Origin of the sequence: Streptomyces sp. NPDC088116, from assembly GCF_044741745.1 — a bacterium.
Lineage (GTDB): Bacteria > Actinomycetota > Actinomycetes > Streptomycetales > Streptomycetaceae > Streptomyces.
Genome location: NZ_JBIUTF010000002.1, coordinates 296,485 through 311,438 on the forward strand (window position 1 = coordinate 296,485; position 14,954 = coordinate 311,438).

At 70.8% G+C, this 14,954-nt stretch carries 11 protein-coding genes; 8 read left to right on the forward strand and 3 right to left on the reverse strand.

The annotated features are described in order from the left end of the window. Nucleotides 1-499 precede the first annotated feature (499 nt). From ACIOJD_RS08005 to ACIOJD_RS08015, 3 genes are all read right to left on the reverse strand, one after another. Complete coding sequence (locus ACIOJD_RS08005; RefSeq protein ID WP_401909633.1) at nt 500-811, reverse strand: heavy-metal-associated domain-containing protein; 312 nt, start codon at nt 809-811, stop codon at nt 500-502. Between the two features lie 190 nt (nt 812-1,001). Next, nucleotides 1,002-1,199 (reverse strand): helix-turn-helix transcriptional regulator, encoded by a 198-nt coding sequence (locus tag ACIOJD_RS08010; RefSeq protein WP_401909636.1) that lies wholly within the window; start codon nt 1,197-1,199, stop codon nt 1,002-1,004. A 296-nt stretch (nt 1,200-1,495) separates the two neighbouring features. Then, on the reverse strand, nt 1,496-2,407 hold the full coding sequence (locus tag ACIOJD_RS08015; RefSeq protein ID WP_401909639.1) for a sugar phosphate isomerase/epimerase family protein: 912 nt from the start codon (nt 2,405-2,407) through the stop codon (nt 1,496-1,498). 298 nt (nt 2,408-2,705) lie between these two features. Between ACIOJD_RS08015 and iolC the strand changes: the two genes are divergently transcribed. From iolC to ACIOJD_RS08055, 8 genes are all read left to right on the forward strand, one after another. Next, nucleotides 2,706-3,791 (forward strand): 5-dehydro-2-deoxygluconokinase, encoded by a 1,086-nt coding sequence (iolC, locus tag ACIOJD_RS08020; RefSeq protein WP_401909642.1) that lies wholly within the window; start codon nt 2,706-2,708, stop codon nt 3,789-3,791. After that, nucleotides 3,788-4,705, forward strand: a complete 918-nt coding sequence (locus ACIOJD_RS08025) for a deoxyribose-phosphate aldolase (protein WP_401909645.1) — start codon at nt 3,788-3,790, stop codon at nt 4,703-4,705. Before iolC ends, ACIOJD_RS08025 begins: the two co-directional genes overlap by 4 nt. 16 nt (nt 4,706-4,721) lie before the next feature. Then, nucleotides 4,722-5,717 (forward strand): 5-deoxy-glucuronate isomerase, encoded by a 996-nt coding sequence (gene iolB / locus ACIOJD_RS08030; protein WP_401909647.1) that lies wholly within the window; start codon nt 4,722-4,724, stop codon nt 5,715-5,717. Beyond that, entirely contained in the window at nt 5,714-7,642 is a 1,929-nt protein-coding gene (iolD, locus tag ACIOJD_RS08035; protein WP_401909650.1) for a 3D-(3,5/4)-trihydroxycyclohexane-1,2-dione acylhydrolase (decyclizing), read from the forward strand. Before iolB ends, iolD begins: the two co-directional genes overlap by 4 nt. Nucleotides 7,643-7,653: 11 nt before the next feature. Beyond that, the gene (locus ACIOJD_RS08040; protein ID WP_401909652.1) at nt 7,654-9,153 is read left to right on the forward strand and encodes a CoA-acylating methylmalonate-semialdehyde dehydrogenase; all 1,500 of its coding nucleotides are present in this window, start codon (nt 7,654-7,656) and stop codon (nt 9,151-9,153) included. Nucleotides 9,154-9,478: 325 nt separating this feature from the next. Next, a complete protein-coding gene (asnB, locus tag ACIOJD_RS08045; RefSeq protein WP_401909655.1) occupies nt 9,479-11,338 on the forward strand; it encodes an asparagine synthase (glutamine-hydrolyzing) in 1,860 nt (619 codons plus the stop codon). A gap of 114 nt (nt 11,339-11,452) precedes the next feature. Next, a complete protein-coding gene (locus tag ACIOJD_RS08050) occupies nt 11,453-14,086 on the forward strand; it encodes an alpha/beta fold hydrolase (protein ID WP_401909658.1) in 2,634 nt (877 codons plus the stop codon). After that, nucleotides 14,083-14,940 carry an ABC transporter permease gene (locus ACIOJD_RS08055; RefSeq protein ID WP_401909661.1) on the forward strand — a complete coding sequence of 286 codons (858 nt, stop codon included), beginning with the start codon at nt 14,083-14,085 and terminating at the stop codon, nt 14,938-14,940. The genes ACIOJD_RS08050 and ACIOJD_RS08055 overlap by 4 nt, the downstream gene beginning before the upstream one ends. Nucleotides 14,941-14,954: the final 14 nt, after the last annotated feature.

Consider the following 14,954-nt stretch of genomic DNA (forward strand, 5'->3'; position numbering starts at 1 on the left):
CCGAAGACGGGCCTGAAGAAGCGGCCTCAGGAAAAGCGCCCCGCCACCGATCCCCCCACGGGTCGGCGAGCGGGGCGCTTTCCATATCCCCGGAGCGGATTCCCCCCACGGGATCCGGCCGGGCGTCTGCCGTAACCGATAACGGCTACTCGTGCGGTCGGACCGGGGTACGTACGGGAGGGCCGCTCAAAGCTCCCCGGTGCACGTGCCCCGGCCAATCGCTTGTCCGGGATGTCCCCCAAGACATCCCATGACATGCCGTCGAACGTCCCCCAAGACGTTCTCTGGCATCGTCCTCTTAGACACGCGAGCCGACCTAATGGTTACCCATTAATCTATGTGATCTAGATCTCTTTGTGAAGGTCCTGTGGTTCATGTGAAGGGCGGACGACGCAAAGAGTCGGCAACCGGCTCGGCTCGCTGGAGGAATTATGCAGGGTCGCCGGTCGGCCCTGGTCGGGCCGGGTCCGGTCCGGGGTGGGACTGGGGGCGGGCCGGGTCAGGCCCGGTCGGCCAGTTCGTAGCCCGCCTCGTCCACGGCGGCGCGTACGGCGGCCTCGTCCAGCGGGGCCTTGGACGCGACGGTCACCTGCCCGGTGGCGGCCACGGCGCGCACCGAGATGACGCCCTCGATGCCGGAGATCTCGTCGGAGACGGCGCCTTCGCAGTGGCCGCAGGTCATGCCGGTGACCTGGTAGACGGCGGTGACCTGGCCGGTCTCGGCCTCCGCCGCGCTGTCGTGGCAGGAGCCGGTGGGTGAGCAGCAGGAGCCGGTGGCCTCGGTGGTGTCGGTCTTCGTCTCGGCGGTCATGGCTTTCTCCTCTTCGAAGGTTCAGCTTCGGGGGTGCAGTGGAGGAAACTGTACCCCTAGGGGGTATGGAAGCGAACTGTTGGGTCGTCTGCCGAAGGGGTTTCGCGGATCGTCGCGGACGTCCGGCGACGGGAAGCGGGGCGGGGTCCCGTACCGCGATCCGGTACGGGACCCCGCGTCGGCTCTCGTGTCAGTGTCTGTTGCCTCTGTTGCCCGGACGGTTGGCCACCCAGGTGCGGACGGTGTCCGCGTACCAGTAGGGCTTGCCGTTCTCCACATGGTCCGGCGGTGGGAGCAGCCCGTGCTTGCGGTACGAACGGACGGTGTCCGGCTGCACCCGGATGTGCGCCGCGATCTCCTTGTAGGACCAGAGCTTTCTGTCCGTCATCAGTGGCACCTCCCTGCGCTCGCCGCAGGGGCGGCCGGTGGGCCGTCGAGGAAACTGCGGCTGAGCGGTGGCGATCACCCAGCCTGTGCCCGTCGGGCGACGCAGAGTGACCAGGAGGCCGAGGTTGTCACCACCCCGTGACCGGAGGTCCCCGTAATAGAGATATGTGTGACGGAAAGTGGACTCTTGTCACGCATACGCCACATGTGGTGCGGTTCATCGGGGCAGGCCGGTTTTGCCGGCTCGCGCGGTGGGTAACTGGCGTTGCCCCGTACGTCGGTTGTGTCGGCCGGGGGTCAGGCGCCGCAGCTTCGCAGGAAGCGCCGGGTGCGCTCGGCGATGGGGAAGGGCTTGTCGGGCGGGCACGGATACATGTCCTGCTCGACGATGGCGAAGAGGTCGACGCCCAGCCGTTGCACCGCTGCCAGGACCGGCTCCAGGGCGGGAACCCCGGCCGGCGGCTCGCACATCACTCCGCGCCCGACGGCCGGCCCGAACGGGACCTCGTGCGCGACGACTTCGGCGAGGATCTCCGGGTCCACCTGCTTGAGATGGAGGTAGCCGATCCGTTCGCCGTAGGTCTCGATCAGCTTGACGCTGTCGCCACCGCAGTAGGCGTAGTGCCCGGTGTCCAGGCAGAGCGAGACCAGTTCGGGATCGGTCGCGTCGAGGAAGCGGCTGACGTTCGCCTCGCTGTCGATATGGGTGTCCGCGTGCGGATGGACGACGATGCTCAGCCCGTAGCGGTCCCGTACCTCCCGGCCGAGGCGCTCGGTCTGGGTGGTGAGATCGCGCCACTGCCCGGGGGTGAGGGTGCGGTCCTCCAGTACGTCGCCGGTCTTGTCGTCGCGCCAGAAGGACGGGATGACGACCAGATGGTCCGCGCCCATCGCCCGGGTGAGTTCGGCGATGTCCGAGACATGCGCCCAGGTCTTCTCCCAGACGGCCGGCCCGTGGTGGAGTCCGGTGAAGACCGTTCCGGCCGAGACCTTCAGTCCGCGCCGGGCGGTCTCCTCGCCCAACCGGGCGGGATCGGACGGGAGGTAGCCGTAGGGGCCGAGTTCGATCCACTCGTAGCCGGCGTCGGCGACCTCGTCGAGGAAGCGCTGCCAGGGGACCTGCCGGGGATCGTCGGGAAACCACACCCCCCAGGAATCGGGGGCCGACCCGACCCGGATGCGGTTCAGCGTGGGCGCGGAGGAGGTCATACGGGTCAGCCTTCCCGTCGTCTCGAAAGAGTGTCAAGACTTCGTCCGAATGTAAGGACAAAGCGTTGACAGGACTCGGTCGAGAGCATTAGACCTGAGGCGTGTCCGGCGAAGAGGGATTCGCCGGACAGGCCCTGCGCCGGGCGAGGACCGGGCGCACCAGGGCCAAGTGGAACCAGGTCAGTGGAACCAGGTCAGTGGAACCAGGTCAGTGGAACCGGGACCGGTCGACAGGACGAGTCGAGCCGGAACCGGTCGAGTCAGCGCCGGTCATGGCCGCCGAACCGAAGGGACACGTATGCCCGTGCCGTACGACGTGATCACCATGGGCCGGATCGGAGTGGATCTCTACCCGCTGCGAACCGGCGTACCGCTGGCGCAGGTGGACGTCTTCGGGAAGTTCCTCGGCGGCTCCGCGACCAATGTCGCGGTCGCCTCGGCCCGGCTGGGGCACCGCGTCGCCGTCATCACCCGCACCGGCCAGGACCCCTTCGGGGACTATCTCCACCAGGCGCTGCGGGAGTTCGAGGTCGACGACCGCTGGGTGACGCCGGTGGAGCGGTATCCGACCCCGGTCACCTTCTGCGAGGTCTTCCCGCCGGACGACTTCCCGCTCTACTTCTACCGCCGGCCCAAGGCGCCCGACCTGGAGATCCACGCACACGAACTGGACCTGGACGCGATCCGGGCGGCCAGGATCTTCTGGATGACCGGTACGGGCCTGTGCGCCGAGCCCAGCCGTTCGGCGACGCTCGCGGCGCTGGAGGCGCGCGGCGCGTCGGGGACCACCGTCTTCGACCTTGACTGGCGGCCGATGTTCTGGCCGACGGCGGACGGCGGCACAGCCGTCGGCGGTCCGGACTCCGGTGCCGATCCGGGCGACCCGGGCGGCCTGGGTGACGCCGATCCGCGCGAGCTGTACGCGCGGGCTCTGCGGCACGCCACCGTCGCCGTCGGCAATCTCGACGAGTGCGAGGTGGCCGTGGGGGAGCGGGAGCCCTACGCCGCAGCGCGGGCGCTGCTCGCCGCCGGGGTCGAGCTGGCCGTCGTCAAGCAGGGCCCCAAGGGAGTGCTCGCCCTGCACCGCGACGGCACCCGGGCCGAAGTGCCGCCCGTCCCCGTCGAGGTCGTCAACGGCCTGGGCGCCGGGGACGCGTTCGGCGGCGCCCTCTGCCACGGGCTGCTCGCCGGCTGGGAGCTGGAGCGCGTCATGCGGTACGCGAACGCCGCGGGCGCGATCGTCGCCGGCCGCCTCGCCTGCTCCTCCGCGATGCCGTACGACACGGAGGTCGCCCAGGTCGTCGCGGGCGGCCCGATCCCCGAACAGGATCCCGCGCAGGCGCCTGTGCTGTCGCCCGCGCCGTCCCCGGGAACGGCGTCATGACCGGCGTCGACGTGTCCGAGCTGGTCCGGCTGCGCGCCCACCGCCCCGAGGCCATCGCCGAAGCCGCCGCCCGCCGAGGCCGCCGCCCCCTGCTGCGCCCGGCCGGCGCGGCCAATGAGGTGACCACCGGCGGCTCCACCGGCCGGCTGATGATCATCGCCGCCGACCATCCGGCCCGTGGCGCCCTCGCCGTCGGGGACAGCCGGCTCGCCATGGCCAACCGCGCCGACCTGCTGGAGCGGCTCTGCCTCGCCCTCTCCCGGCCCGGTGTCGACGGCGTCCTGGCCACCGCGGACATCCTCGACGACCTGCTGCTGCTCGGCGCCCTGGAGGACCGTGTCGTCGTCGGCTCCATGAACCGCGGCGGCCTCGCCGGCGCCGCCTTCGAACTGGACGACCGCTTCACCGGACACCGCCCCGAGGACCTCACCCGGCTCGGTTTCGACGCGGGCAAGCTGCTGCTCCGTATCGACTACGAGGACCCGGGCTCCCTGGACACCCTGCACTCCACCGCCCGCGCCGTCGACGCCATGGCCGAACGCGGGCTCCCCGTCTTCGTCGAGCCGTTCATATGCCGCCGCGTCGACGGACGGCTCCGTACGGACCTGAGCGCCGAGGCCGTCACGCGGTCGATCGCCGTCGCCTCGGGACTGGCCGGCACCTCGGCGTACACCTGGCTGAAGGTTCCCGTCACCCAGAACCCCGACGATATGGCCCGGGTGATGGAGACCTCGACGCTCCCGGCCGTCCTGCTGGGCGGTGAGATCGGGGGCGACCAGGAGGGCGCGTACGAGAAATGGCGCACGGCGCTGCGCCTGCCCACGGTCCAGGGGCTGGTGGTGGGCCGCTCGCTGCTCTACCCGGTCGACGGGGACGTGGCGGGGGCTGTCGACACGGCAGTGGGACTGCTCTGACAGGTACGGAGACCTCATGACAGCCAACCCGACCGAACCGGCGGACCAGGAGTCGCAGGCCGTGCAGAAGCCGCAGGAATCGCCCGAACGCCATGTCCCCGCGGGCAGCACCGCCGCGGGCCCGTACGCCCTCGACATCGGCCCCGAGCGGGCCGGCTGGTCCCACAGCGCGCTGCGCGTCCTGGAGCTTCCGCCCGGCGGCACGCACACCCTCGCCACCGGGGACAGCGAATGGGTCGTGCTCCCGCTCACGGGCGGTTGTACGGTGCGTGCAGAAGGTGAGTCCTTCGAACTGCTGGGCAGGGAGAGCGTGTTCGGCGGAGCCACGGACTTCGCGTACGTACCCCGGGACGCCCATGCACAGATCGCCTCCGGCGCGGGAGGCCGCTTCGCCCTGGCAGGAGCGAAGTGCGAGCGACGACTCCCCGCTCGCTACGGCCCCGCGTCGGAGGTCCCGGTCGAGCTGCGCGGCGCGGGCACCTGCTCCCGCCAGGTCAACAGCTTCGCCGGGGCCGGTGTCTTCGAGTGCGACCGGCTCATCGCCGTCGAAGTGCTCACCCCGGGCGGCAACTGGTCCTCGTACCCCCCGCACAAGCACGACGAGTACCACCCGGGCGTCGAGTCCGAACTGGAGGAGATCTACTACTTCGAGATCGACGGCGACGGCCTCGGCTACCACCGGGTCTCGCCCTCCCGCTCCGGTGGTACGGACGTCCTGGCCGAGGTCCGTACGGGCGACACCGTCCTGGTCCCCGACGGCTGGCACGGCCCGTCCATCGCCTCGCCCGGCCGCGACATGTACTACCTCAATGTCATGGCGGGCCCGGGGGAGTCGCGCGAGTGGCTGATCCGCGACCATCCCGACCACGGCTGGATCCGGGACACTTGGCCGGGGCTCGCCGTGGACCCGCGGCTGCCGCTGTACGGACCGGAGAAGGACGCTCGCGGCCCGGAGAAGGGACCAAACGGAGACGAGAAGGCCCCCGACGGAGCCGAGGAGGGACCCCGATGACCCCGCCGCATGAGACGCCGGCCCCGCGGTCGACGTCGAACGACACCCCGGGCGGGACGCGCCGCCTCACCGTCGCCCAGGCGCTGATCGGCTTCCTGGCCCGGCAGTACACCGAGCGGGACGGCCGCCGACAGCGGCTGATCAACGCCACCTGGGGCATCTTCGGACACGGCAATGTGGCGGGTATCGGCCAGGCCCTTGTCGAAGCCACCGCGGACATGCGGTACTTGCAGGGACGCAATGAACAGGCCATGGTGCACGCCGCCGTCGGCTACGCCCGCCAGAGCAACCGCCTCTCCGCCCATGCCGTGACCACCTCCATCGGCCCCGGCGCCACCAACCTCGTCACGGGCGCGGCCCTCGCCACCATCAACCGCCTGCCCGTGCTGCTGCTCCCCGGCGACACGTTCGCCACCCGTCCCGCCGACCCCGTGCTCCAGCAGCTCGAAGTGCCCACCGCGGGCGACGTATCCGTCAACGACGCCCTGCGGCCCGTCTCGAAGTACTTCGACCGGATCACCCGCCCCGAAGCGCTCATCCCGGCCGCCCTCGCCGCGATGCGGGTGCTCACCGACCCCGCCGAGACCGGGGCCGTCACGCTCGCGCTGCCCCAGGACGTACAGGCGGAGGCGTACGACTGGCCGGAGGAGTTCTTCGCCGAGCGCGTCTGGCGGGTCCGCCGCCAGGCACCCGACCCGGAGGAACTCTCCGAGGCCGTACGGCTGGTCAGGGAGGCCCGCCGCCCCCTGCTCGTCGCGGGCGGCGGCGTCCACTACAGCGCCGCCGAGGACACGCTGGCCGCGTTCGCCGACGGGACCGGCATCCCGGTCGCCTCCACCCAGGCCGGCAAGGGCTCGCTGCGCCACGACCATCCCTGCGACGTCGGCGCGATCGGCCACACCGGCACCGCCACCGCCGACGAACTGGCCAGGACCGCGGACCTGGTCATCGGCGTCGGGACCCGCTGGTCGGACTTCTCCACCGCGTCCGCCACGCTCTTCTCGAACCCCGCCGTGCGCTTCCTCAACCTCAATGTCACCGGCTTCGACGCCCACAAGCTCGCCGCGCATCCTCTGGTCGCCGACGCCCGTACGGCGCTCGAACAGCTCACCGCGGGGCTGTCCGGCCACCGCGTCGACCCCGCGTACACCAGCGAGTTCGGCGAGGACAAGGAGCGCTGGGAGCACCGCGTCCAGGCCGCGTTCGCCGCCGACGAGGAACTCGTACGCCCCACCCAGGCGCAGGTCCTGGGCGTGCTCGACGCCCTCGCCACCGACGAGGACATCCTCATCAACGCCGCCGGATCGCTCCCCGGCGATCTCCACAAACTCTGGCGCGCCCGCTCCCGGGACCAGTACCACGTCGAGTACGGCTACTCCTGCATGGGCTACGAGATCCCCGCCGCCATCGGCGTGCTGCTCGCGGACCCCGGCAGGCCGGTCTGGGCGTTCGTCGGGGACGGTACGTATCTGATGAACCCCACCGAGATCGTCACCGCCGTCCAGGAGCGGCTGCCGCTGAAGATCGTGCTCCTCCAGAACCACGGCTACGCCTCCATCGGCGGCCTCTCCGAGACGGTCGGCTCCGAACGCTTCGGCACCGCCTACCGCTTCCGGGCCGACGACGCGACCTTCACCGGCGCCCCGCTGCCCGTCGACCTCGCCGCCAACGCGGCCTCCCTCGGAATGCGGGTCATCCGCGCCAAGACCGTCCGTGACCTGCGCGAAGCCCTGACCGAGGCGCGCGCGGCCGATGCCCCCACATGTGTCTATGTGGAGACCGAAACGGCAGACACCGTGTCGGGCGTCCCCCCGGCCCAGGCGTGGTGGGATGTTCCCGTGGCCGAGACCGCGACCCGTACATCCGCCGTCAGGGCCCGTGCGGAGTACGACCGCCACGCAGCCTCCCGACGACGCCATCTGTGAAGGAGTACGCAATGAAGACCGTCAACCACTGGATCGGTGGCAAGGCCGTCGAGGGCACGTCGGGCAACTGGGGCCCGGTCACCGACCCGGCGACCGGTGCCGTGACCACCCAGGTCGCGCTGGCCTCGGCCGACGAGGTCGCCGGAGCGGTAGCCGCCGCGAAGGCCGCGTACGCCGACTGGGGAACCTCGTCCCTGGCCCGGCGCACCGGCATCCTGTTCCGCTACCGCGCGCTGCTCGACGCACGCCGTGACGACATCGCCGCGCTGATCACCGCCGAGCACGGCAAGGTGCATTCGGACGCGCTCGGCGAGGTCGCGCGCGGTCTGGAGATCGTCGAGCTGGCGTGTGGGATCACCACCCAGCTCAAGGGCGAGCTGTCCACCCAGGTCGCCAGCCGGGTGGACGTGTCCTCGATCCGCCAGCCACTCGGTGTCGTCGCGGGCATCACGCCCTTCAACTTCCCGGCGATGGTGCCGATGTGGATGTTCCCGCTGGCGATCGCCTGCGGGAACACCTTCGTACTGAAGCCGAGCGAGAAGGACCCGTCGGCCGCCAACCTGCTGGCGGAGCTGGCGCATGAGGCGGGGCTGCCCGACGGTGTGCTGAATGTCGTGCACGGCGACAAGGTCGCGGTGGACTCCCTGCTGGCGCACCCCGATGTGGCCGCGGTCTCCTTCGTCGGCTCCACCCCGATCGCCCGCTACATCCACACGACCGCCTCGGCCAACGGCAAGCGGGTGCAGGCGCTCGGCGGCGCCAAGAACCACATGCTGGTGCTGCCGGACGCGGACCTGGACGCGGCGGCGGACGCGGCCGTCTCGGCGGCGTACGGCTCCGCGGGCGAGCGCTGCATGGCGATCTCGGCGGTCGTGGCGGTCGGCGGGATCGGCGACGAACTGGTCGCCAAGATCCGCGAGCGCGCCGAGAAGATCAAGATCGGCCCCGGCAACGACCCGGCCTCCGAGATGGGCCCGCTCATCACCAGGGCCCACCGCGACAAGGTCGCCTCGTACGTCACGGGCGCGGCGGCCCAGGGGGCGGACGTCGTCCTGGACGGTACGGGCTACACGGTCGAGGGAAGCGAGGACGGCCACTGGATCGGCCTGTCCCTCCTCGACAAGGTCTCCACCGACTCGGACGCCTACCGTGACGAGATCTTCGGCCCGGTACTGGTCGTGCTGCGCACGGAGACGTACGAGGAGGGCGTGGACCTGATCAACGCCTCGCCGTTCGGCAACGGCACGGCCATCTTCACCCGCGACGGCGGCGCCGCCCGCCGGTTCCAGCTGGAGATCGAGGCCGGCATGGTCGGTGTGAACGTGCCGATCCCGGTGCCCGTCGGCTACCACTCCTTCGGAGGCTGGAAGGACTCGCTCTTCGGCGATCACCACATCTACGGCAACGACGGAGTGCACTTCTACACGCGCGGCAAGGTGGTCACGACCCGCTGGCCGGACCCGTCGGACGCCCCGGCGGGCGTGGACCTGGGGTTCCCGCGCAACCACTGACCGACCCGCGCACCACCGCCCCACGCAATCGGCCAACTCGCTGCGGCCCGTACGGCGTTCCCCGCCCGTACGGGCCGCAGGCGTTCGCACGTACGCGACGCATCGCCACCTCCCGCCGATATCGCCAGGTCCCGTGACCGACCGCGTCACGGCCGCGTTGACCAGGCGCGGGCATACGACTCACGCCCGCCCAATAGATGCCGGATACAACCGGTCCGGCCCCGGCGCACTCACCTGCCATGGACGCGCTGTCCGTACACGCACATGGACATGGCCTGGCTGATGACCTGCGCCCCGGGCCCGGACCGGAAGCAGGAGGACGTACATGTGTGGCATCACCGGCTGGGTCTCCTTCGACCGTGAACTGGGCGCCGCGTCCCGGACGTTGGACGCGATGACGGAGACGATGTCCTGCCGAGGCCCCGACGACGCCGGCACCTGGATCAGCGGCCCCGCCGGACTCGGCCACCGCCGGCTGGCGATCATCGACCTGCCCGGCGGGCGGCAGCCGATGACACTGGAGACACCACGGACGCTCGAGACACCACGGGGCACGTTGGTGCTCGTCTACTCCGGTGAGACCTACAACTTCACCGAGCTGCGCCGCGAACTGACCGGCCGGGGCCACCGGTTCACCACCGACTCCGACACCGAGGTCGTGCTGCACGGCTACCTGGAGTGGGGCGCGGCCATGGCGGAACGGCTGAACGGGATGTACGCCCTGGCCATCTGGGACGGCCGGGAGCAGAAGCTGGTGATGATCCGCGACCGGATGGGCATCAAGCCGCTCTACTACTACCCGACCCCGGACGGGGTGCTGTTCGGGTCCGAGCCCAAGGCGATCCTCGCCAACCCGCTCGCCCGCGCCCGGGTCGACCTGGACGGGCTGCGTGAACTGTTCACCTTCGTGAAAACACCCGGCCACGCGATCTGGGACGGCATGCGCGAAGTCGAACCCGGCACGGTGGTGACCGTGGACCGAGGCGGCCTGCGCCAACACGTCTACTGGGCCTTGAAGACCCGCGCGCACACCGACGACCGGACGACCACGGTGGGGCGGGTGCGCACCCTGCTGGACGACATCGTGCGACGCCAGCTCGTCGCCGACGTACCGCGCTGCACGCTCCTGTCCGGCGGACTCGACTCCTCCGCCATGACGGCACTGGCCGCGCGGCAACTGGCCGAGACCGGTGAGACGGTACGGAGTTTCTCCGTCGACTTCGTCGGGCGTACGGAACACTTCGTCGCCGACGAACTCCGTAAAACCCCGGACGCGCCCTTCGTGCACGATGTCGCGCGCGCCTCGGGCACCGACCACCAGGACATCGTGCTCGACTCGGACGCCCTGGCCGACCCGGCCGTACGGGCCAGGGTGATCAGGGCCCGCGACCTCCCCATGGGCCTCGGCGACATGGACGCGTCCCTGTATCTGCTGTTCAAGGCGGTCCGGGAGCACTCGACGGTCGCGCTCTCCGGCGAATCGGCGGACGAGGTCTTCGGCGGCTACCTCCAGTTCTTCCACGAGGAGGCGCGACAGGCCGAGATGTTCCCGTGGCTGGTGCAGTACGACAAGTACGTCGGTGACGACGCCGACGTACTGCGGCCCGAGCTGAACACGGCGCTGAACGTCCCCGGATTCCTGGGCGACAGCTACGCCACGGCCATCAGCGGCGTCGAACGCCTCGGCGGTGAGAGCGACTTCGAGTTCCGGATGCGCAAGATCTGCTACCTGCACCTGACCCGCTTCGTGCACATACTGCTGGACCGCAAGGACCGGGCGAGCATGGCGGTCGGCCTGGAGGTACGGGTGCCGTTCTGCGACCACCGGCTCGTCGAGTACGTGTACAACGCCCCGTGGTCCCTGAAGTCCTTCGACGGCCGGGAGAAGAGCCTGCTGCGCGAGGCGACGGCGGACCTGCTGCCGAAGTCGGTCTACGACCGGGTGAAGAGCCCGTACCCCTCCACCCAGGACCCCAAGTACGCCCTGGCCCTCCAGCGCCACGCCAAGGACCTGCTCGCCACCCCCTCCCACCGGGTATTCGAACTGATCGACCCGGACCGACTCCGCCGCGCGGCGGAACGCGAGACCCCCCAGGTCACCGTGGCCTCCCGCCGGGGCCTGGAGCGCACACTGGACCTGGCGCTCTGGCTGGACATGTACAACCCGGAGATCGTGGTCTCCTGAGGGGCGCGTACCGCGTCTGGTGTACGGCGACGGCGCCGTGTAATACCCGAGGAGGTCTCGCCGTTCAGACCGCAGGCAGCGCTCCCCGGTCCCGGGCCCGTTTAGGGTTCAATCATGGAGACCCGAACCCCCCGCAGGTCCCGGCTGCGCGCACGGTGGCCGGCCGTTCTGGCCGCCGCCGCTGTGCTGGTCGGAGCCGGTACCTGGACCGCCGTCGCCTCGGACGGCGCGCCCGCCGTGCACCGTGAGGACCAGGTCCTGGAGATGCCGGGCGCCAAGATCGACACGTCGTACTTCACCGCGGGCAGCGGGCGCAGGCCCGCCGTGCTGATCGGGCACGGCTTCGGCGGCAGCAAGAACGATGTGCGGGCGCAGGCCGAGAAGCTCGCGCGTGACGGATACGCCGTGCTGACCTGGTCGGCGCGCGGTTTCGGGAAGTCCACCGGTGAGATCGGGCTCAACGACCCCGACCACGAGGTCAAGGACGTCTCCCGGATGATCGACTGGCTCGCCCGGCAGCCGGAGGTGCGGCTCGACGCGAAGGGCGACCCCCGGGTGGGGATGACCGGCTCCTCGTACGGCGGGGCCGTCTCGCTGCTCGCCGCCGGATACGACCAGCGGGTCGACGCCATAGCCCCGCAGATCACCTACTGGAACCTCGCCGACGCGCTCTTCCCCAACGGTGTCTTCAAGAAGCTGTGGGCCGGGATCTTCTTCTCCACCGGCGGCGGCTGCGAGACCTTCGAGAAGCAGTTGTGCGACATGTACGAGCGGGTCGCCGTCTCCGGGAAGCCGGACGACGCCGCCCGCAAGCTCCTGGAGGAGCGCAGCCCGTCCGCCAGGGCCGGCCGGATCGATGTGCCCGCGCTGATCGTGCAGGGCCAGAGCGACTCCCTCTTCCCGCTCGGCCAGGCCGACGCCATGGCCAAGGCCATCCGCGACAACGGCGCACCCGTGGACGTCGACTGGATGGCGGGCGGACACGACGGCGGGGACCGGGAGACCGGACGGGTCGAGAGCCGGATCTCCTCCTGGTTCGACCGCTATCTGAACGACGACAAGGGCGCGGACACCGGGCCCGCGTTCCGGGTCAGCCGGACCGGAGGCGTCGACTCCACCGACGGCCAGGCCCTGCTGCGCGGTGCGAGCAGCGACCGCTATCCGGGCCTGGGGAGCGGCACCACATCCATCCCGCTCACCGGCGGCAAGCAGAGCTTCAAGAACCCGGCGGGCGCGAACCCGCCCGCCATCTCCTCCGTACCGGGCCTGGGAGGCGCCGGACTCTCCCAGCTGTCGACGCTCGGCGTCGGGCTCTCCCTCGACTTCCCCGGGCAGTACGCGCGCTTCGACTCCGAGCCGCTCGACCGGTCGGTCCGCATCACCGGCTCACCGACCGTCCGCGCCACGGTCAGCTCCAACAGCGGTGACGCGGTGCTCTTCGCCAAGGTGTACGACGTCGGCCCCGACGGCCGCCGCCAGGTGCTGCCCTCGCAACTCGTCACGCCCGTACGGGTCGAGGACGCGCGCAAGGGCAAGAGCGTGGAACTCACCCTGCCCGCCGTGGACCACCAGGTCGTCCCCGGCCACCGGCTCCGGGTCGTCGTCGCCGCCACCGACCTCGCCTACGCCTCACCCCTCACCCCGGCCACCTACCAGGTGTCCGTGGACGGCGCGCTGACCGTACCCACCGTGCCCGCCCTCACCGCGGGTTCCACCGGACTGCCCTGGTGGACCTGGGGACTTCCGGCCGGCGGCGTACTGATCGCCGCCGCGCTGCTGCTCACCGCCCGGCGCCGCACCACCGCCCCGGCGCCCGATCCCGCGCTCGCCGACGTGCCCCTCCAGATCACCGGCCTGGCGAAGCGGTACGCCAAGTCCGCCGACCGCTATGCCGTCCGCGACCTCTCCTTCCGGGTCGAGAAGGGGCAGGTGCTCGGCCTTCTCGGCCCGAACGGCGCCGGCAAGACCACCACCCTGCGCATGCTGATGGGGCTGATCAGCCCGGACGCCGGTGAGATCCGGGTCTTCGGGCACGCCATCCGGCCGGGCGCTCCGGTGCTCTCCCGGGTCGGCTCGTTCGTCGAGGGAGCGGGCTTCCTGCCGCACCTGTCCGGACGCGCCAACCTGGAGCTGTACTGGCAGGCCACCGGCCGCCCCGCCGAGGACTCCCATATCGAGGAGGCCCTGGAGATCGCCGGTCTCGGTGACGCGCTCGCCCGCGCCGTACGCACCTACTCTCAGGGCATGCGGCAACGGCTCGCCATCGCACAGGCCATGCTCGGCATGCCGGACCTGCTGATCCTGGACGAACCGACCAACGGTCTCGACCCGCCCCAGATCCGCGAGATGCGAGACGTGATGATCAGGTACGCGGCCGGCGGCAGGACGGTCATCGTCTCCAGTCACCTCCTCTCCGAGGTGGAGCAGTCCTGTACTCATCTGGTGGTCATGGACCGTGGACAGCTCGTCCAGGCCGGCCCCGTCGCGGAGATCACCGGCTCCGGCGACACCCTGCTCGTCACCACCGCGGAACAGGTGCCCCAACCCGTGGTCGACAAGCTCTCCGCGCTGGCGGGGATCGGCTCCGTCGTCCGCACGGACGACGGCCTGCTCGTCCAGCTGGACGGCGCGAGCACCAGCACCCTGATCACCGAACTGGTCCGGCTGGACGTCCCCCTGACGGGCGTCGGACCGCACCGCCGCCTGGAGGACGCGTTCCTCACCCTGATCTCAGGAGGCTCCGCATGAGCGCGCTGATCGAATCGGCCCCCGGCTACCGCGCGCGCCGCACGCTGCCGCTGCGGGTCGAGGCGCTGCGGCAGTTGAAGCGCAGGCGGACCCTGGCCATGGGCATCATGCTGGCCGTCCTTCCGTTCGTGCTGATCGTGGCCTTCGCCATCGGCGGTACGCCGGGCGGTGACCGCGAAGGCCGGGTGACCCTGATGGACACCGCGACCGCCTCCGGTGCCAACTTCGCCGCCACCTGCCTCTTCGTCTCGGCGGGATTCCTGCTGGTGGTGCCCGTCGCGCTGTTCCACGGCGACACGGTGGCCTCCGAGGCCAGTTGGTCCTCGCTGCGCTATCTCCTGGCCGCGCCGGTGCCGAGGGCCCGGCTGCTCTGGAGCAAGCTGGCGGTGGCTCTCGGGATGAGCGCCGCGGCGATGCTGCTGCTCCCGCTGGTCGCGCTGGCCGCGGGCACGGCGGCGTACGGCTGGGGGCCTCTCGAACTGCCCACCGGCGGTTCCCTGGCCACCGGTGACGCCGTACCGCGGCTCGCGCTGGTCGTCGCGTTCATCTTTGTCTCCCAACTGGTCACCGCCGCCCTCGCTTTCTGGCTGTCGACCAAGACCGACGCCCCCCTGGGCGCGGTGGGCGGCGCGGTCGGGCTGACGATCATCGGCAATGTGCTGGACGCCGTGACGGCGCTCGGCTCATGGCGGGAATTCCTGCCCGCGCACTGGCAGTTCGCCTGGGCGGACGCGCTTCAGCCACAGCTGGAGTGGGGCGGCATGGCGAAGGGCGCGGCGATCTCGGTGACGTATGCCGTGGTGCTGTTCGCGCTGGCCTTCCGGGGCTTCTCCCGTAAGGACATCGTGTCGTAACGCCCGGACCGTAG

What these genes read in the sequence shown, in the direction of transcription:
- ACIOJD_RS08005 (WP_401909633.1), bottom strand. Translation starts at nt 811, where the DNA reads ATGACCGCCGAGACGAAGACCGACACCACCGAGGCCACCGGCTCCTGC.
- ACIOJD_RS08010 (WP_401909636.1), bottom strand. Translation starts at nt 1,199, where the DNA reads ATGACGGACAGAAAGCTCTGGTCCTACAAGGAGATCGCGGCGCACATC.
- ACIOJD_RS08015 (WP_401909639.1), bottom strand. Translation starts at nt 2,407, where the DNA reads ATGACCTCCTCCGCGCCCACGCTGAACCGCATCCGGGTCGGGTCGGCC.
- iolC (WP_401909642.1), top strand. Translation starts at nt 2,706, where the DNA reads ATGCCCGTGCCGTACGACGTGATCACCATGGGCCGGATCGGAGTGGAT.
- ACIOJD_RS08025 (WP_401909645.1), top strand. Translation starts at nt 3,788, where the DNA reads ATGACCGGCGTCGACGTGTCCGAGCTGGTCCGGCTGCGCGCCCACCGC.
- iolB (WP_401909647.1), top strand. Translation starts at nt 4,722, where the DNA reads ATGACAGCCAACCCGACCGAACCGGCGGACCAGGAGTCGCAGGCCGTG.
- iolD (WP_401909650.1), top strand. Translation starts at nt 5,714, where the DNA reads ATGACCCCGCCGCATGAGACGCCGGCCCCGCGGTCGACGTCGAACGAC.
- ACIOJD_RS08040 (WP_401909652.1), top strand. Translation starts at nt 7,654, where the DNA reads ATGAAGACCGTCAACCACTGGATCGGTGGCAAGGCCGTCGAGGGCACG.
- asnB (WP_401909655.1), top strand. Translation starts at nt 9,479, where the DNA reads ATGTGTGGCATCACCGGCTGGGTCTCCTTCGACCGTGAACTGGGCGCC.
- ACIOJD_RS08050 (WP_401909658.1), top strand. Translation starts at nt 11,453, where the DNA reads ATGGAGACCCGAACCCCCCGCAGGTCCCGGCTGCGCGCACGGTGGCCG.
- ACIOJD_RS08055 (WP_401909661.1), top strand. Translation starts at nt 14,083, where the DNA reads ATGAGCGCGCTGATCGAATCGGCCCCCGGCTACCGCGCGCGCCGCACG.